Source organism: Flagellimonas sp. L-11 (genome assembly GCF_056857735.1).
The window spans coordinates 101691-120124 of the sequence record NZ_JBSXNR010000068.1 but is presented as its reverse complement, the minus strand read 5'-3'; the positions used below and the strand labels follow the sequence as shown (position 1 = coordinate 120124).

The 18434-nt window shown below is 43.5% G+C and carries 19 protein-coding genes; 14 read left to right on the top strand and 5 right to left on the bottom strand.

Annotation, left to right across the window (positions count from 1 at the left end; all coding sequences use genetic code 11):
- Window positions 1–22: 22 nt before the first annotated feature.
- Genes AC13CC_RS12610 through hemH form a run of 3 tightly spaced genes read right to left on the bottom strand, consistent with a single transcriptional unit; the run spans window position 23 to window position 3630 of the window.
- On the bottom strand, window positions 23–1123 hold the full coding sequence (locus AC13CC_RS12610; RefSeq protein WP_482878062.1) for a lactonase family protein: 1101 nt from the start codon (window positions 1121–1123) through the stop codon (window positions 23–25).
- 53 nt (window positions 1124–1176) lie between these two features.
- Window positions 1177–2553, bottom strand: coding sequence for an MATE family efflux transporter (locus tag AC13CC_RS12605; RefSeq protein ID WP_482878061.1), 1377 nt, complete (start codon window positions 2551–2553; stop codon window positions 1177–1179).
- Between the two features lie 30 nt (window positions 2554–2583).
- Window positions 2584–3630, bottom strand: a complete 1047-nt coding sequence (gene hemH / locus AC13CC_RS12600) for a ferrochelatase (protein WP_482878060.1) — start codon at window positions 3628–3630, stop codon at window positions 2584–2586.
- A gap of 146 nt (window positions 3631–3776) precedes the next feature.
- Here hemH and AC13CC_RS12595 point away from each other — a divergent pair, with 146 nt between their 5' ends.
- Together AC13CC_RS12595 and AC13CC_RS12590 are read left to right on the top strand one after the other, a co-directional pair.
- On the top strand, window positions 3777–4847 hold the full coding sequence (locus tag AC13CC_RS12595; protein WP_482878059.1) for a mechanosensitive ion channel family protein: 1071 nt from the start codon (window positions 3777–3779) through the stop codon (window positions 4845–4847).
- Entirely contained in the window at window positions 4837–5688 is an 852-nt protein-coding gene (locus AC13CC_RS12590) for an N-acetylmuramoyl-L-alanine amidase-like domain-containing protein (RefSeq protein WP_482878058.1), read from the top strand. Before AC13CC_RS12595 ends, AC13CC_RS12590 begins: the two co-directional genes overlap by 11 nt.
- On the opposite strand, the gene AC13CC_RS12585 is transcribed toward AC13CC_RS12590, so the two are convergent.
- Together AC13CC_RS12585 and AC13CC_RS12580 are read right to left on the bottom strand one after the other, a co-directional pair.
- The gene (locus AC13CC_RS12585) at window positions 5674–6429 is read right to left on the bottom strand and encodes a ThuA domain-containing protein (RefSeq protein WP_482878057.1); all 756 of its coding nucleotides are present in this window, start codon (window positions 6427–6429) and stop codon (window positions 5674–5676) included. The genes AC13CC_RS12590 and AC13CC_RS12585 overlap by 15 nt on opposite strands.
- Before the next feature lie 10 nt (window positions 6430–6439).
- The gene (locus AC13CC_RS12580) at window positions 6440–7318 is read right to left on the bottom strand and encodes a helix-turn-helix domain-containing protein (protein WP_293166566.1); all 879 of its coding nucleotides are present in this window, start codon (window positions 7316–7318) and stop codon (window positions 6440–6442) included.
- 210 nt (window positions 7319–7528) lie between these two features.
- On the opposite strand from AC13CC_RS12580, the gene hemA reads away from it, so the two are divergent.
- The 12 genes from hemA to AC13CC_RS12520 all read left to right on the top strand — a co-directional run bounded on the left by hemA (window position 7529) and on the right by AC13CC_RS12520 (window position 18374).
- Window positions 7529–8785, top strand: a complete 1257-nt coding sequence (hemA, locus tag AC13CC_RS12575) for a glutamyl-tRNA reductase (protein WP_326276776.1) — start codon at window positions 7529–7531, stop codon at window positions 8783–8785.
- A complete protein-coding gene (gene hemC, locus AC13CC_RS12570; protein WP_326276775.1) occupies window positions 8782–9708 on the top strand; it encodes a hydroxymethylbilane synthase in 927 nt (308 codons plus the stop codon). The genes hemA and hemC overlap by 4 nt, the downstream gene beginning before the upstream one ends.
- A complete protein-coding gene (locus tag AC13CC_RS12565; RefSeq protein WP_482878056.1) occupies window positions 9686–10396 on the top strand; it encodes a uroporphyrinogen-III synthase in 711 nt (236 codons plus the stop codon). The genes hemC and AC13CC_RS12565 overlap by 23 nt, the downstream gene beginning before the upstream one ends.
- A gap of 62 nt (window positions 10397–10458) precedes the next feature.
- The gene (hemE, locus tag AC13CC_RS12560) at window positions 10459–11484 is read left to right on the top strand and encodes a uroporphyrinogen decarboxylase (protein WP_482878055.1); all 1026 of its coding nucleotides are present in this window, start codon (window positions 10459–10461) and stop codon (window positions 11482–11484) included.
- Entirely contained in the window at window positions 11481–11972 is a 492-nt protein-coding gene (locus AC13CC_RS12555; protein WP_326276770.1) for a DUF6973 domain-containing protein, read from the top strand. Before hemE ends, AC13CC_RS12555 begins: the two co-directional genes overlap by 4 nt.
- On the top strand, window positions 11969–12871 hold the full coding sequence (gene hemF, locus AC13CC_RS12550) for an oxygen-dependent coproporphyrinogen oxidase (protein WP_482878054.1): 903 nt from the start codon (window positions 11969–11971) through the stop codon (window positions 12869–12871). The genes AC13CC_RS12555 and hemF overlap by 4 nt, the downstream gene beginning before the upstream one ends.
- A 28-nt stretch (window positions 12872–12899) precedes the next feature.
- Window positions 12900–13688, top strand: a complete 789-nt coding sequence (locus tag AC13CC_RS12545) for a PhzF family phenazine biosynthesis protein (RefSeq protein WP_482878053.1) — start codon at window positions 12900–12902, stop codon at window positions 13686–13688.
- Window positions 13689–13709: 21 nt separating this feature from the next.
- Window positions 13710–14699 carry a porphobilinogen synthase gene (hemB, locus tag AC13CC_RS12540; RefSeq protein WP_326276766.1) on the top strand — a complete coding sequence of 330 codons (990 nt, stop codon included), beginning with the start codon at window positions 13710–13712 and terminating at the stop codon, window positions 14697–14699.
- Window positions 14700–14711: 12 nt separating this feature from the next.
- Window positions 14712–16019: a serine hydrolase domain-containing protein gene (locus AC13CC_RS12535; RefSeq protein WP_482878052.1), complete on the top strand. Its 1308-nt coding sequence runs from the start codon at window positions 14712–14714 to the stop codon at window positions 16017–16019.
- Between the two features lie 40 nt (window positions 16020–16059).
- Window positions 16060–17181, top strand: a complete 1122-nt coding sequence (locus AC13CC_RS12530; protein ID WP_482878051.1) for a CNNM domain-containing protein — start codon at window positions 16060–16062, stop codon at window positions 17179–17181.
- Entirely contained in the window at window positions 17181–17651 is a 471-nt protein-coding gene (locus AC13CC_RS12525) for a methylated-DNA--[protein]-cysteine S-methyltransferase (RefSeq protein ID WP_482878050.1), read from the top strand. Before AC13CC_RS12530 ends, AC13CC_RS12525 begins: the two co-directional genes overlap by 1 nt.
- A gap of 9 nt (window positions 17652–17660) precedes the next feature.
- Window positions 17661–18374: a 3'-5' exonuclease gene (locus AC13CC_RS12520; protein WP_482878049.1), complete on the top strand. Its 714-nt coding sequence runs from the start codon at window positions 17661–17663 to the stop codon at window positions 18372–18374.
- The last annotated feature ends 60 nt before the right edge of the window (window positions 18375–18434 follow it).

Genomic DNA, 18434 nt, shown 5'->3' with positions numbered 1-18434 from the left:
CTTTTTATGTTCTAAAAGACTTCTAATCCAAGAACACTAAACAAACCGGATTAGGGTGTTTTACTTCGTTTAAAAATGTCAAGGTACCATTTTCAGCATCTCTTTTGAATATGGCAATGTTGCTCGTTTTTTTGTTGGCCACCAGTAAAAATTCACCCGTTGGGTCCATGGAAAAATTTCGCGGCCAATCACCATGTACCGATTCCCGCCCCACCAATTCCAATTGACCGGAGTCTTTATCAACTTCAAAAATTACGATGGTGTTTTCTCCTCGGTTGGAGCCATACAAGAACTTTCCGTCCGGTGATAAATGAATATCGGCACAAAAGCTCTCTCCATCAAAATCGGCATCCAAAGTAGAGATCACCTGGACTTCTTTATAATTTCCGTTCCCAGCTTTTTCAAAAACGGAAATGGTACTGTTCAATTCATTGATGACGTACAGCAGCTGACCATTATTGCCAAAGGTAAAGTGGCGTGGGCCCGCCCCATCTTTAAACGGTAAGGAATTTTGTTCCGCTGGCACAAACCCATCCCCTTTTTTATTATACCGTTTAACGGCATCCAATCCCAAATCGGTCACCATAAGGCCACCGGCATTGAACTTGGCCATGTGCGCATGGGATGTTTTTACGGAATCCAACGATTTATGATCAATGATCTGTGGATTATTCGCCAGAGAGCCATCGTCATTTAAAGAAAATATCGAGACATTGCCCCCAGTATAGTTGGCAACGGCCAAATATCCATCCCCTGAAAGGGAAACATGGCAAGGATGCGCGCCTTGGGTTCCCATACTATTTTGAAGCCTCAAAACGTCCTTGTTTAAACTAAAGGCAGTAACACCGCCGCCCAAACTATCAAAATCTGCCGTTTCCTGAACGGCATACAGATTCTTTTTATCATCAGAAATGGCCAAATAAGATGGGTTTGTCAGTTTGGCCGCCAATTGTTGGTTGGACAGTTCTCCTGTATTTGCGTCAAAAGTGTAGGTGTAGATGCCCTCGCTATCACCATCGGTATAAGTTCCAACAAATAGGGTGTACATAGGTTTTTTTTCAGGTTTTTCAGCGCAGGCGATTGCCAAAACAGCAGCTATGCCCGCTAGAATATATTTTTTCATGGATGTTTAGTTAGGCCACCCAAATTAAACATTCTAAATCAAAGAAACAGTATTTAGGAAAGTTCGGATTTGATTTCTTTACTTAGAAAAACACCTGTGACCACGGTCGAAAGCACATCGGCAATACAGAAAGATAGCCACACCCCTATTTCGCCCATAAAATTGGGCAGCACCAAAATCAAGGGGATAAAAAAGAATCCTTGACGGGTCAAGGTCAACAACAGGGCTGGAATGGCTTTTCCTATGGCCTGAAAATAGGCCGCCCCGATCAATTGTATGGCAATGATGGGCGTAGCTGCAAAAACCAAACGCATGGCCAAGGGCGTATGTTGCAGTACAAAATTGTTGGTCGCTATTTCTTTTGCGGACAGTTCGGGCCTATTGCTCAAAAACAAGGATGCGATTTCCGAAGGGAAAACCATGAGTACCACAAAAACCAAGGTTGCGACCAAGGCTGCATATTTAATGGCCGTATATATAGATTCCTTTACCCGATCGTACTTAACCGCACCATAATTATAGCCTGCGATGGGCAAAAAGCCCTGTGTTACCCCGAACACGGGGAACAGGGCAAACATGAGCATTCGGGCGATAATCGCATAGACCGCCACCATGGCCTCCCCACCTAGATTGAACAATATATTGTTCATCAACAAATACACAATGCTGGTTACGGCCTGACGGGCCAAGGTAACAAAACCCAAAGAACCTATTTCACGCAAGATCGGACGATCCAACCCGAAATGGGAGATATCGATCTTCAATTCCGAATTGTCTGATAGAAAAAAATAAAACACATAAAGGAAACAAAGCAAATAGCCTATCGTGGTGGCCCAAGCGGCTCCGTGCATGCCCCAATCAAAAACATAAATAAAAATGTAGTCCATGAGCAAGTTGCCCACGGAAGGTATAATCATGGCAATCATCGCAAAACGCGGTTTCCCTTCGGCACGGATTACGGAGTTGCCCATCATACAGAGTGCCAAAAAGGGAACTCCGTACAAAATGATGGTATAATAAATCTTGGCAGGTTCAAAAATGGAGCCTTTACCGCCAAAGGCTGGAATTAGGTTATCCACATAGTAAAGTCCCAAAGCCACCATGGTAATGGTAACCAATAAAGTCAATGTAATCTGGTTACCGAAGGTTTTAAGGGCCTTTTCCCGATTATTGGCACCCAGGGCCCTCGATATAATGCTAGATCCGCCAATACCAATGGCCATACCCAAGGCGGCGATAAAAAAAGATACGGGCAACACCACATTTATGGCTGCAATGGCTATGGATCCTATCCAGTTTCCCACAAAAATGGAATCCACCAGCACGTTCAGGGACATTACCAAAATACCAATGGAAGCAGGAACGGCCTGTTTGACCAGTAATTTTCCTATAGGTTCCTGCCCAAGTTCATCTGAGGTTATTTTGGCCATGCCACGGTTGTTTGTTGCATTGAAATGGAATTATCGGATATGATATTCGGGCAAAATGGCTTTATCGGCCCAAGTATTGATCCATTTTGCCATGAGTTCGGCCCAATCGTCACGATCGTTCAAACACGGAACGTGGATGTAATCACCTCCTCCGGCTTCTTGGAACTGCTCCTTTCCTTCCATGGCAATTTCTTCCAAGGTCTCCAGGCAATCGCTAACAAATGCCGGGGTAATGACGGCCAAGTTTTTAACACCTGCTTCACCAAATCGTTCAAATTCTTTGTCGGTAAAGGGTTGCAACCATGGGTCGCTGCCCAATCTGGATTGGAAAGAGGTACTCACCTTATCTTCTGGCAAGCCCAATTGTTTTTTTACCAATTCGGTGGTATCGTAACACTGGTGCCTGTAACAGGTATGGTGAGCAACAGAGTTGGTCTTGCAACACTTGCCATTTAGTTGACAGTGGAACTTGGTCGGGTCTGATTTTCTAACATGTCTTTCTGGAATACCGTGGTAGGAGAAAAGGATATGGTCATAATCAAAACCCTTTAGGCCTTCGGCTATGCTTTTTGATAATATTTTGATGTAATCCGGATTACTGTAAAAAGCCGGTAAAGTGGTCAGGTACATTTCTGGAAAATCCTGCTGTTGCACTTCCAATGCCTTTACCACCACCGTTTCGTAGGATGACATGGCATAGTGGGGGTACAAGGGCACCAATAAAACCTCATCGACCCCTTTGTCCTTCAACTCCTGCAATCCTTCTTTTATGGTGTTCGAACCATATCGCATGCCCAGGGCCACGGGAAGCTCGGTATGTTTTTGCACTTTTTCCGCGAATCTTTCGGAAATAACAATCAATGGAGAACCCTCATCCCACCAAATTTTGGAATAGGCTTCTGCAGATTTTCTGGGGCGGGTGTTCAAGATAATCCCTCGAACTATAATATTTCTGAGCACGGGGTTCACATCAATAACACGCTCGTCCATCAAAAACTCATCCAAATACGGTTTAACATCTTTGGCGGTTGGGCTATCTGGCGATCCCAAATTGACCAATAAAACTCCTTTTTTCACGGCTTTTCTATTTAGTCCGCTAAAATACAACACGAAGTGGACATCGCCTTTTCCTCATCAAAATACTTTCTTATGATGAAATAATGTTTTTCGATTTTGTTCAAGCATTCTTACCTGCTTGACCTTTTCTGTCTTATTTTTGAGATATGGAGTCTTTTTACGACAATGTTTCCAAAGAATCCCTCATTTATTTGGGCGTGGCCCTGCTTGTGCTCGTTATCCTTTATTGGGGTACTTCTATTATACTAAAACGCTTGGGGAAAAATCCAAAATACTTGCTGCCCAAAAGTGCCTTTAAACGGTTGGCGTTTCCCTTAATTTTAATTTTTACCTCCGTACTACTCCGAATGAAGGCCCTGCGAGACATTTTCGGCCTTGAAGATGCCGAATACTGGTTTAAAAAAGCGAGTACCGTCCTCTTTATCTTCGCCATGGCCTGGGTTATGATAGCACTAATTAAAATTATAAAAAAGACTGTTATCCAGCATTACGATGTTGGTGCTGCCGACAACCTCAAGGCTCGAAAAGTGTATACCCAGTTTACCATTTTGGAGCGCATTTTTATTTTCATAATAGTTCTACTGGGAATTGGCTTTATGCTGATGAGTTTTGAAGAAATCCGAGAAGTGGGCATCAGTATTTTTGCCTCAGCGGGGGTTGCGGGAATCATTATCGGGTTTTCGGCTCAGCAATTTATCGGAACTATTTTGGCGGGAATCCAAATCGCCATTGCCCAACCCATAAAATTGGACGATGTGGTTATTGTGGAAGGTGAATGGGGCAGAATCGAAGAAATTACGCTCACCTATGTGGTAGTGGGTATTTGGGATAAAAGACGTTTGATTGTTCCTACGCCTTACTTTATAAACCAACCCTTTCAAAACTGGACCAAGACCTCATCGGAACTTATGGGAACCATATTTTTATATGTGGATTATAATGTTCCGTTTGATAAAATTAGGGAAGAACAAACCCGTATATTAAAAAATACCGACCTCTGGAACGGCAAAGTGGATGTGGTTCAGGTTACCGACACCAAGCCCAATTACGTGGAGATAAGAAGCTTGGTAAGCGCCAAGGATTCGCCCACCGCTTGGGATTTGCGCGTACATGTAAGAGAAAAGCTCATTGTATATTTGCAGGAAAATTATCCTGAAAGTATTGCAAGGACCACCCGATTATCCGTTGAACATAAAAACGATTTTAATGAGAAATAGAACCTTAATTGCCCTTTTGATTTTGGCGATCCATGCCAATGCACAACAAATCACTTGCTCGCCTGGGGACAAATCCCTTTTTAAAACCAAAATCAATGATTTAGAGCAAACAAAAGCCTCCAACCTAGGCGATACCATAGCCTTGGTGGGCCAATCTTTTTTGGGAACGCCCTATGTGGAAAAAACCCTTGAAGTTGGTGATACCGAAACACTGGTCGTGAATTTTGGAGGGCTGGACTGTACCACCTTTGTGGAAAATGTGCTGGCCTTGAGCTTGATGCTTCAAAACCAACAGAAAGACTTTGAAAGCTTCACTCAAAACTTGGAGACCGTTCGGTATAGAAATGGGAAGTTGGATGGGTATCCTTCTCGCTTACATTATTTTACGGAATGGATTCGTAACAACGAGAAAAAAGGATTGGTCAAGGACATAACTGCCGAATTGGATGGTGTTGAGCTAGAAAAACCCATTAATTTTATGGGTACCCACCGAAACTTGTATCCTTTTTTGGCCAGCGACGAGAATTTTGAAGCGATGTTGGCAGTAGAAAAAGAAATTGCCAAAGAAGCGCTTTGCTACTTGCCACAAGACCAAATTGAAAGCAGGGAACATCTTATCAAATCAGGTGATATTCTTGCCTTGGCCACCTCTATAAAAGGGTTGGATGTGACCCACACTGGAATTGCCATCCATCAACCTGATGGAAGGTTGCATTTATTGCATGCCTCCAGTAAAAATGGCGAAGTGGAAATCTCCGATTTGCCCTTGGCGGATTATCTCAAAAACATCAAAAGCAATATTGGTATTATTGTGGCCAGGCCCACTTTACTTTCGCTTTAGGCACCATTCAATGGCCCCCAGCAAATGATTTCGGAACATGGGCTCGTCATAAGAGTCTTCGGTATGCCCTCCGCCTGTGTAAAAAGCTCTTCCCCCGTCAAATTCGTGATACCACGCAATAGGATGATTGGAGCCGTTGGTTCCGCCTTCGTAGGTACTCTCATCCAAATTGAGCAAAACCGTGGTACTGGAACCCAGGTTTTTGAAGTTATACCACTCATCCGTTCTTATCCACGAATCTGGTAAGTGCGCTGTTGATGGATGGGCTTTGCTTACCACATCAATGGTTGCTTTTCGGACATTGGGATCGTTGGGATGGCTCACAAAATAACCGCCAACCAGTTTCCCGTACCAAGGCCAATCGTATTCGGTATCGGCGGCTGCATGGACACCTAGGAACGAACCCCCTCCTTTGATGTACGATTCAAATGCACGTTGCTGTGCATCGTTCAACACATCCAAGGTTGTATTCAAAAAAACCACCAATTTATAGTTTTGAAGGTTTTGGGATGTAAAGTCTTCACCTGACTCGGTTTGCAAGGCAACAAAGCCATTCTGCCTGCCAAGTTCCCTAAGGGTTTGCACTCCTTTTTCAATGGATTTATGTCTCCAGCCTTCGGTTTTGGTAAATACCATCACCAATTCCGGCATTTTTACATCTTCGTTTTCTTTTGCGGGTTCCTCTTGGGCACAAGCACAAACTACAAAACAAAAGGTTAGTAACAGGACGGTAAATCTCATAGTCATAGTTTTAGACGTTTGAAGTTAAGTATTTTTTTGGTGTAGTGCCGAACTTCTTTTTAAAGGAAGCAATAAAATGACTGGCGGTACTGTACCCCACTTTCAATCCTACTTCGTTCACATTGTGTTTGCCCGTTTCCAACATTTTTCGGGCATATTCCATTTTATAATCGAACAAGAAGCCAAAAACGGAATCGCCGTAAATCTGTTTGAACCCCTCTTTCAACTTTTTGAGGCCCAACCCAACTTCTTGGGAAAGTTCGGCCAAAGTGGGTGGCTCTGCCATTCGGGAAATCATGATTTCCTTGGCCATCCGAATCCGGCGCACATTGTCCTCATCGGCCAAATAAGGGCATTGTTCCAAATCTGCATCTTCGGTTTTGTTGAAATACAGGGAAATCAATTCGTATACCTTGCCTTTCAAGTACAATTTTTTGATGGATGGGTGAAGGTTGAAATTCATCAACTGACTCAATACAACCGCGGTTGCAGGTGACACTATTTCTTGGGAATAATATTTCTTTTCCTTGTTATCATCACTTAAAAAAGGAATGTAATCCGCTTCGTCCGAAAACAAGGAGTGAAATTTTCTAATGGTCATCACAACGGAAAGCAACCAAGAACCAGGCGAAACAATCAGGTCCAAAGGCAGATTCTTTTGGGTATTGTATAGGAGCAAGGAGTTTTCCTCGTTCACCTCCAAATAATAGTTGCCCTCGTTAAAATTAAATTTTGACCTCCCCTTTAAACAAAAGTGGAATTGTATGTACGAACTGTCGATATCCCGTTCAATAAGCTTTGGTTCTTGGGCATCGTTTTGGATCTTGAGTATGTAAATCCCGTCCTCGACCAAAATTTCGTCATACGAACCTCTAGCGATATTTTTCATATTTGTTTTCAATCCGGTATTGCTTTTTACTTAATTTAGAATCGCTCTAAATTGTGTTTATTACCATCAAATTTATCAATAATAACAATGCTTTCCATCATTTTCATCAAAAAAATAACATAAAATTACAGCGACGGTTATTTATAGTTCCGCTAGCGTTATTTTTTGGCCTACAACCCTATTATTTTTGTCCTGCGATTTATATCCTTTATGAGGAACTACCATATTTCAAAACATAATTCCTTCTACGCCATTGGGTTGAGCTATAAGAAGGCGGATGCAGAGGTGAGAGGAAAGTTCAGTCTGGATGTTCCCGCCATTGACCATATCTTGGGCAAGGCCAAGGAAATCGGCATTGATGGTCTTTTGGCCATTTCCACCTGCAATAGAACCGAGCTTTACGGTTTTGCACAGCATCCCTATCAATTGATCAAACTACTTTGCGACCAAACCAATGGTACCGTCGAAGAATTTCAAGAAGTAGCCTATGTGTACAAAAACCATGATGCCATTTCGCACATGTTTAAAGTAGGTACCGGTCTTGATAGTCAGATTTTGGGGGATTTTGAAATCATTAGCCAAATTAAGCAAGGGTTTTATCGATCCAAAAAGCTTGAGATGGCCAATCCGTTCTTGGAGCGTTTATGCAATGCTGTGATTCAGGCCAGCAAACGCATCAAAAACGAAACGGAACTATCATCTGGCGCCACATCGGTGGCATTTGCTTCGGTAAAATATATTCTGGACAATGTTGATGATATTTCCAACAAGAATATATTATTGTTCGGAACGGGAAAAATTGGAAGGAACACTTGCGAGAATCTGGTGAAGCACTCCGACAATTCCCACATCACCTTGATCAACAGGACCAGGGAAAAAGCAGAGGACATTGCGGGCAAGTTCCAATTGACCGTAAAGGACTATGGCGACCTGCAAACCGAGATTAGAAAGGCCGATATTCTTGTAGTGGCTACCGGAGCGCAGTTGCCCACGGTTTCCAAGGCCTTGATCTATACCAAAAAACCGTTGTTGGTCTTGGATTTATCCGTTCCCAAAAACGTGTCGGACGATGTGAAGGAATTGGACAATGTGACCTTGGTGCATTTGGACCAACTTTCACAAATCACGGACGAGACCTTGTCCAAAAGAAAGGAATATGTCCCCAAAGCGGAAGCAATCATAGAAAGGGTGAAAAAGGATTTCTTGAAATGGTTGGAGACCCGAAAGTTTGCCCCGGTGATCAATGCCCTTAAGGACAAACTGAACACCATGAAGACCGAGGAAATCGATTTTCAGACCAAGAAAATTGAGGGATTCGACCAAATACAAGCGGAAATCATCTCGGACCGGATCATCCAAAAAATCACCAAGCAGTTTGCCAACCACCTAAAGAGCAACGAGGTAGATACCGAAGACAGTCTGGAGCTTATACAAAAAGTTTTTCAGCTAGAACTACATTCCAAATGAGCAAAATCATCCGAATTGGAACCCGCGACAGCGAACTCGCGCTGTGGCAAGCTACCACCGTGCAACAAAAGCTGGAGGGACTGGGGTATGACACCATTTTGGTCCCCACTAAATCCATAGGTGACCAAGTGTTGGACAAACCCTTGTACGAACTTGGTGTGACGGGAATTTTTACCAAAACCTTGGATGTTGCTTTACTAAAAGACCAAATTGATATTGCTGTCCACTCCATGAAGGATGTGCCCACGCAACTCCCTAAAGGAATAGTACAGGTTGCCGTTTTGGAACGGGCCGTTAGCCATGATGTTTTGGTCCATAAAAGTTTGGCTTTTTTAAATGCTGACCAACCCGCCACCATTGCCACGGGTAGTTTGCGAAGAAAAGCGCAATGGCTGAACAAATATCCCAACCACAAAGTGGTCGATTTAAGGGGAAATGTGAATACCCGACTGCTCAAATTAATCGAAAACGATTGGCAAGGGGCCATTTTTGCCCAAGCAGGGTTGCAGCGGATCAAATTGTTGCCCAAAGATGCCCTGTATCTGGATTGGATGGTTCCCGCTCCAGCGCAAGGGGCCATGCTGGTCGTGGCCAAAGAAGAAGATGACTTTACCAAAGAAGCATTGGTAAAACTCAATCACCCAAGTTCGCAAACCGCCACTACCATCGAACGTGATTTTTTACGCACTTTGGAAGGGGGGTGTACCGCCCCAATTGGTGCGTTGGCCCAAATAAAAGATCAAACGGTTTATTTTGAAGGGGTTGTTTTCTCGTTGGACGGAAAACAGAAAATCGACATCAAAAAAGAAGTAAGACTGTCCGAAGCCAAAGACCTTGGGAAAATTTCTGCAGAAGAGGTTTTGCAAAAAGGAGGCGATAAGTTGATGCAGGAAATCAGAAATGAAAACAGTGCTCTCCACTAAAATACTGACCCCTTCACAAAAGGAGCTCTTTCTAAATTCCGGTTTGGGATTGGTGGAGTACGATGCCCTGAAAATTGAATTTTTAGAGGTGAAAATTCCCTTGGACTACGTTAACTACATTTTCACGAGCAAGAATGCCGTAAATGCCTTTTTAAGGCAAGTTGAACATTTGAACAAATCCAAGTTCAATGCCTTTTGTGTTGGTGAAAAGACAACGTCTCTTTTGGTAGAAAATGGGCTGAAAATTGCTGAAATGGCCGAATATGCATCAGCATTGGCCAAAAATATTGTAGAGCGATATCAAAATGAGACATTTGTATTCCTTTGTGGCAACAAAAGGAGAGATGAACTTCCTGATATGCTCACAAAAAATAACGTTCAGTATAAAGAAGTGGAGCTGTATCATACCCATCTAAACCCAAAGGCATTTCAAAGGGATTTTGATGGCATTCTGTTCTTTAGTCCCAGTGGGATTAGAAGTTATCTTTTGGAAAACAGTATTGGAAACAGCACTTTGTTCTGTATTGGAGAAACAACTGCTGCTGAAGCCCAAAAACACTCAAACCATATCATTGTAGCCAACAAACCAACAGTGGAAAATGTGTTGGCACAGGCGATAAAAGAACTGTCATTCCGCCCGGATGCTGAGCGTAGTCGAAGTACAATGCGAAATCAAAAAAAACCTTAAAAAGATTCCTGATGGAGTTTATGCTGACTTAAACGAAGTACAGGAATGACAAATTAAAATCTATGATTAAAAACGACTTGTTCCTAAAAGCTTTAAAAGGTGAAACTGTTGAACGTCCACCCGTGTGGATGATGCGACAGGCAGGACGCTATTTGCCCGAGTTTATGGAACTCCGTAAAAAATACGATTTCTTCACCCGATGCCAGACCCCAGAACTGGCTTCCGAAATCACTGTACAGCCCATTCGCCGATACGGAATGGATGCCGCCATTTTGTTCAGTGATATTTTGGTGATTCCGCAGGCCATGGACATCGAGGTACAGATGAAACCCAACTTTGGGCCCTATTTGCCCAACCCTATCCGCTCCCAAGCTGATTTGGACAAGGTGATTGTTCCCGATATCCAGGATTCATTGGGTTATGTGATGGGTGCCATTGCCATGACCAAGGAAAAGTTGAACGATGAAGTTCCATTGATCGGTTTTGCAGGCTCCCCTTGGACCTTACTTTGCTATTGTGTGGAAGGTCAGGGTAGTAAAAGTTTTGACAAAGCCAGGGGATTTTGTTTTACACAACCCGAAGCTGCCCACGAATTGCTTCAAAAAATAACGGACACCACCATCGCCTACCTTAAAGCAAAGGTCAAAGCTGGAGTAAATGCTGTTCAGGTTTTTGATTCTTGGGGCGGAATGCTTTCACCTCAGGATTATCAAGAATTTTCTTGGAAATATATGCAACAGATTGTGGATGCCTTAAAAGATGAAACGCCCGTAATCGTTTTTGGAAAAGGATGCTGGTTCGCTTTAAAAGAAATGGCAAACTCTGGAGCTTCGGCCGTTGGGGTCGATTGGACCTGTTCCCCTCAAAATGCAAGATATTTAACCGGAGGAAACGTCACGCTGCAAGGTAATTTTGATCCGGCCCGCTTGCTTTCTCCTCCTGCTACAATCAAGGAAATGGTCACCCAAATGATCCGGGATTTTGGAAAGGACAAGTACATCGTTAACCTTGGTCACGGTATTTTGCCACATATTCCCGTAGAGAATGCAAAAGCATTTATTGATGCCGTAAAAGAATACAAGGAGTGAACCTTTTTGCAGTACTAAAACGGGTTGATTTTAAAAATATACTGAAAGTTATAGGTATTGGATTAAGCCGTCCCCATTTTATTTGGCCAACCATAAAAGCTACCAAGGATTGCATATCCATATCGACCAAAAACTACGGCAAACTCCACCATAAAAATGGCCCTGCCAATGCGTTCAGACACGCTTTTTGGAATTATCTGATTGCAAAACGGTGTTTTAAATGGCAAGAAAATGAGGAAGTCGTATTAGCTTGGGCAAAAAAGGTGACGGATTGGCACGAGGCTTCATTTCCGAATAAAAGTTTGCCAAAGGCAATGGACTTGCACAATAACAAAGTGGGTCGTTTCATTTTTGAGCAAAACAGAGAAAAATCAGAACAAGAGGTCATCGAGGTATTAAAGCTAATGGCTTTGGAATCCATCAAAATTGATGGGAGTTCAACCCTTTCTGACCATAAAAACCGAATGGTACATATTTTAGCACAATGAAGGATAAGTTTTACCAATACATTCAACAACTACAGGACAGCATCACTTCAAAACTGGAAGAACTGGACGGAAACGCTACGTTTCAGCAAGACCTTTGGGAACGCGAAGAAGGCGGTGGCGGTAGAACCCGTGTCATTGAAAACGGAGCTGTTTTTGAAAAAGGTGGCGTAAACATTTCCAATGTGCACGGCCCCTTGCCAAAAAGTATGCAAAACTATTTTGGTGTCGATGATGTCGATTTCTTTGCCTGTGGCCTCAGCTTGGTGATTCACCCCAAAAGTCCGATGGTGCCCACCGTGCATGCCAATTGGCGCTATTTTGAGATGTACGACAAGGAGGGTAAGATCGTGGACCAATGGTTTGGTGGCGGACAGGACCTCACCCCTTATTATTTGTTCGAGGAAGATGCAGCCCATTTTCATGCAGTTTGCAAAAAAGCCTGCGATGCCCATAACCCAAAATTTTATCGGGACTACAAAAAGAAGTGCGACGATTATTTCTGGAACACCCACCGGAATGAAGCTCGCGGGGTAGGTGGATTGTTCTTCGATTATTGCAAAGCAACCGAAGAAACGAGCATGGAAGACTGGTACAATTTTGTAACCGAGGTCGGGGATAGTTTTTTGGAGGCCTACGCACCCATTGTAGAAAAAAGAAAAGACCTACCCTACTCTGAAGATCAACGCAATTGGCAAGAAATTAGACGGGGACGTTATGTGGAGTTCAATCTAGTGCACGACAAAGGCACCCTTTTTGGGCTGAAAACCAATGGCCGTATTGAAAGTATATTGATGAGTCTGCCCCCACACGTACAATGGCGATACGACCATCATCCCGAAAAAGGAAGTGAGGAAGATAAGTTGATAGAAGTACTACAAAGCCCAAAAGATTGGGTTTAATGCGTAGTTTTGCCTTGAAACCAAGCCTATGAGACAGAAAATTTACCAAATAGATGCATTTACCAGCCAGACTTTTGGCGGAAATCCCGCTGCGGTCTGCATTTTGGATTCGTGGTTGAATCCAGAATTAATGCAAAAAATAGCCCAAGAGAACAATTTGGCCGAGACCGCTTTTGCCGTCAAAAGAGATGACCAGTACGAATTGCGATGGTTCACCCCGGAAGTGGAGGTCGATCTCTGCGGACACGCCACTTTGGCAACCGCCTTTGTGCTCTTTCATTTTTACGAATTTGAAAAAAATACCATTCAATTCTATTCGCCCCGAAGCGGGAATCTAATCGTGAACAAGGCAGACAATGGTTGGTTGACCATGGATTTTCCGACAGATAATCTCGTAGCCATACAAAATATGGAAGCGTTGGACAATGCCATAGGGCAAAGCCCGATTAAAACCCTGAAGGGCAAAACGGATTACATGATGGTCTACCAATCCCAAAAGGAAATTGAGGCCCTTGAACCCAACCACCATCTGTTGGCGCAATTGGATGTTCGGGGGGTTATCGTAACTGCTCCGGGGGACGAAGTGGATTTTGTATCCCGCTTTTTTGCTCCCGCTTGTGGCATTCCCGAAGACCCCGTTACAGGTTCGGCGCACACTTCACTTAGCCGATATTGGTCAGAGGTTTTGGGCAAATCCAAAATGACCGCCAAACAGCTTTCCAAAAGAGGTGGTGATTTGGTCTGTGAATACTTGGGCGAACGAGTAAAGATTTCAGGAAAAGCCGCGCTTTATTTAACAGGAGAAATTGATATTTAATATCAGCTAAAACCATCAACTATGTACCCACTCATACGAAACAGAAGACTCCGCGCATCCGAATCCGTTAGAAGATTGGTTCGGGAAACCACCTTGACCCCAGATGACTTTCTGGTGCCTCTTTTTGTAGTGGAAGGCAAAGGAGTGAAAGAAGGGATTGCTTCAATGCCCAACTATTTTAGGTTGAGTTTGGACAATCTTGAAAAAGAAGTAAAGGAACTTTGGAAAATGGGACTTTGTTCCGTGCTCCTTTTTGTGAAGGTCGATGATAAGCTTAAAGATAATAAAGGAACCGAGGCATTAAACCCGAACGGGCTGATGCAACGTGCCATAAAAACGGTGAAAAACGCCTGTCCACAAATGTTGGTGATGACGGATGTCGCGTTAGATCCCTTTTCGTCCTACGGTCATGATGGCATTGTGGCCGAAGGGCAAATCCTGAATGATGAAACCGCTGAGGTTCTGGCAGAAATGAGCGTATCCCACGCCAAGGCAGGAGCCGATTTTGTGGCCCCCAGCGATATGATGGACGGTAGAATTTTGACCATTCGAGAAGCTTTGGAGGACGAGGGCTTAATCAATACAGGTATTATGGCATATTCCGCTAAATATGCAAGCGCATTTTACGGTCCCTTCCGCGATGCCCTGGACTCTGCACCTGTTGATATTGCCAATGTGCCCAAAGACAAAAATACCTATCAGATGGATTATGCCAATCGGCATGAAGCTATAAAAGAAACCCAAATGGACATTGACGAAGGAGCCGACATCGTGATGGTTAAACCCGGTTTGTGCTATTTGGACATTGTTCGGGAAATCAAAAATGAAGTGGAAGTTCCCGTTGCCGTATATCAGGTTTCTGGAGAATACGCCATGGTAAAAGCCGCCGCCGAGAAAGGCTGGTTGGACCATGATGCTGTGGTCTTGGAGCAATTGACGGCCATAAAACGGGCCGGTGCGGATATTATCGCCAGTTATTTTGCCAAGGATTTTATTAGAACTTTGGGCTAAACCCCGACAAAAATGAAAAAAATTGCGGCTTCGTTGCTCTTCATCACTTTAGTGATGCCCTTTGGATTTGCCCAGCGGGAGCTCATCCATGCCTACCCGTCCAAATTGGGTTTTGATGAAGCTTTCATCAACCAAAAAGTGGATTCCATTATGGAAATGGGCATCGATAGCATGGCTTTCCCGGGCGCCCAACTTTTGGTCGCCAAGAACGATACCGTAATTTTTCACAAAGCCTACGGATTCCATACCTACGATAGCGTTCAAGCTGTAGCCTTGAACGACCTGTACGATTTAGCTTCCATTACCAAGATTTCCGGGCCCTTGCCTGCCCTGATGAAGTTGGTGGACGAGGGCAAACTCGATTTGGACCAACCTTTTAGCAACTATTGGAAGCCTTGGAGACACCGAAAGGACAAGAAAGACCTCACTTTACGCGAAATTTTGGCGCATCAGGCCGGTTTGGTGCCCTACATTGTTTTTTTGCAGAAAGTGTTGCGTAAGAATGGTAAAATCAAAAAACGCTTTGTTCGGAATTCATCCCATAAAAGATTTCAAGGACAAGTGTATGATGGGCTCTATATCAACAATCGGTTCGAGCGAAAAATGAGCCGTATCATCAACCGGTCTAAAGTTTCCGATCAGAAGAAATACGTGTATTCCGGGCTCACCTTTCTTATTTTCCCTAGATTGATTGAACAGCTCTCAGGAACCGACTATCAAACCTATTTGCATGAAAACTTCTATCAACCTTTGGGGTGTCATACCTTGGGATACCTGCCCAAAGAAAATAACTACGTGAACGCCATTGTGCCCACCGAAGTGGATTCGCTTTTCCGGAAAACGCTGGTAAAAGGTTGGGTGCACGATGAAAATGCTTCGCTCAAAGGTGGGGTTTCTGGCAACGCGGGATTGTTCGGAACGGCAGATGACTTGGCGAAATTGATGCTATTTTATCAAAATTATGGCGAGGTAGATGACCAACAGCTTATTTCGACCAAAACCGTAAAAGAGTTTACCGAAGTGCAGTACCCAGAAAACGAAAATCGCAGGGGGTTGGGCTTCGACAAACCTTTGCTCAATAACGCAGAACTACCATTGGAAGAGGCCTACCCCTCCCCTTTGGCAAGCCCAAAAAGTTTTGGCCACTCCGGCTTTACGGGAACCTTTGTCTGGGCCGACCCTGAAAACAAGCTCACTTTTATTTTTCTATCCAACCGGGTGTATCCGTCCAGGGACCATCGCCAACTATACGATCTGAACATCCGAACGGCCTTGCAGGATGTTTTTTATAAAGCGGGGGGATTAGCCATTCAAAATTAATTCCAAATCCCTATCTTGGTACTAAAGATTCTACCATTTTATGGGACTACTTATATTTTATGCCCTTATTTCCATTTTCTTCTCATTCCTGTGCTCCATTTTGGAAGCAGTATTGTTGAGCGTCACACCTACCTTTATCAATATAAAAAAGCAAGAGGGCAAAGATTATGCAAGCTCTTTGGAAAAGCTTAAAAAGGATGTGGACAAACCTTTGATCGCCATCCTCACCCTAAACACCGTTGCGCATACCGTCGGTGCCATTTTGGTAGGGGTACAGGCAAAAGTAGCTTATGCAGAAATGTATGGAAGCACCAAGCGCACCCTTTTTGGGTTTTCCCTTACCGAAGATCTTATGGTCGGAATCGTATCCACCTTGATGACCATATTGATTTTGGTCGCCTCAGAAATCATTCCAAAGACCATTGGCGCCACTTTCTGGAAACAGTTGGCCAACTTTACCAGTAAGGCACTTAACATTATGGTATTTGTGCTTAAATGGACTGGATTGCTATGGTTGTTGCAGCTTTTCACCAAATTGGTGGGGGCAAAAGCCGAACATGGCAGTGTGTTGAATCGGGAGGATTTTAGCGCTATGACCGAAATTGCCCATGAAGAGGGTGTTTTCAAGGAATCGGAATCCAAAATGATAAAAAACCTGCTTTATTTTGATGAGATTTTGGCACGCGATGTAATGACCCCGAGAACTGTAATGAAAGTGGCATCCGAAGACACTACCATAAAGAAATTTTTTGAAAAAAACAGACCCTTGCGCTTTTCAAGAATTCCGTTGTACAAAGATCGGATGGACAACATTACGGGCTTCTTTTTAAAGGATGAGTTGTTGGAGGCCATCATCAATAAAAAGGGCAATGAAAACCTATCTACGATCAGAAGGGAAATACTGGTAACAAATCGTAGTAAGTCCATAAATGACCTTTTCAAAAAATTTGTGCAGAAAAGAGAACACATTTCTTTGGTAGTGGACGAGTATGGCTCGGTAAGCGGGTTGGTCACCATGGAAGATGTGATCGAAACCCTGCTCGGATTGGAAATTATGGACGAAAGCGACAATGTGGAAAACCTACAAACACTCGCCAGAAAAAACTGGGAAGCCCGTGCAAAACGATTGGGAATCATTGAAGGTGAAGATGAGCTAGAATAATGGAAACTGCTTATTTACAGACTCCTATTGGAACAGCAGAGTTGAAAGGTGATGCAAATGGCCTTGCCTCTATCACTGTCTTGGACAATAATAAACCAAATGGTACAATTCCCGTGACTTTACAGGATGCCGCCAAGCAATTTCAAGAATATTTTGATGGAGACCGAAAGGTATTCGACCTAAAACTAAACCCCACCGGAACGGATTTTCAGAAAAAAGTTTGGAACGCTCTTCTTGAAATCCCATTTGGAAAAACCATTTCTTATTTGGAACTTTCCAAGCAGCTCGGTGATGTAAAAGCCATTCGTGCAGTAGCCTCGGCCAATGGTAAAAATCCACTTTGGATTGTGGTTCCTTGTCACCGCGTAATCGGAACCAACGGAGACCTCACAGGATATGCAGGTGGACTGCATAGAAAAAAATGGTTATTGGAACACGAGAGTCCTGCCAAGCAGACGGCTCTTTTTTAATTAGTTGCCATGCTTTATAAACTTAACCTGGAGTATATCCTTTTTTTGGATATCGAGACCGTACCCCAACAGCAACATTTCACCGACTTGGATGAAACCGCCCAGCTTTTATGGGAACAGAAAACGCAGTACCAGCGCAAAGACGAGTTTACCGCCGAGGAATTTTATGACCGTGCGGGGATTTGGGCCGAGTTTGGGAAAATTGTTTGCATTTCCGTTGGGTATTTTAATAGTAAAGGCGATTTGAGAACCTTTAGGGTCACTTCCTTTTATGGTGAGGAAATACAAATCCTTAAACAATTCAAACAACTTCTTAAAGATCATTTTAGCCAAGTTAAGCATCTTTTGTGCGCCCATAATGGCAAGGAGTTCGATTTCCCCTATATCGCCCGCAGAATGGTGATAAACGGCATCAATCTACCCTACAAACTGGATCTCTTCGGTAAAAAGCCTTGGGAGGTCCCCCATTTGGATACCATGGAACTCTGGAAGTTTGGCGACTACAAACATTACACCTCCTTAAAACTGTTGGCACATGTACTGGGCATTCCATCTCCTAAAGATGATATGGATGGCAGTATGGTAAAAGATGTGTTTTATAAGGAAAACGATATTGATAGAATCATCAGGTATTGTGAATTGGACGTGGTGACGACCGCACAAGTATTCTTACGGTTACGAAATGAAGCACTTCTGGCCGATGAAGAGATTAAGAAAGTTTAATCAGGAGTCGAAGTTATCAATCCATAGTTGGCCATGGCAGCCGTGTCATTCCTGCCAAAG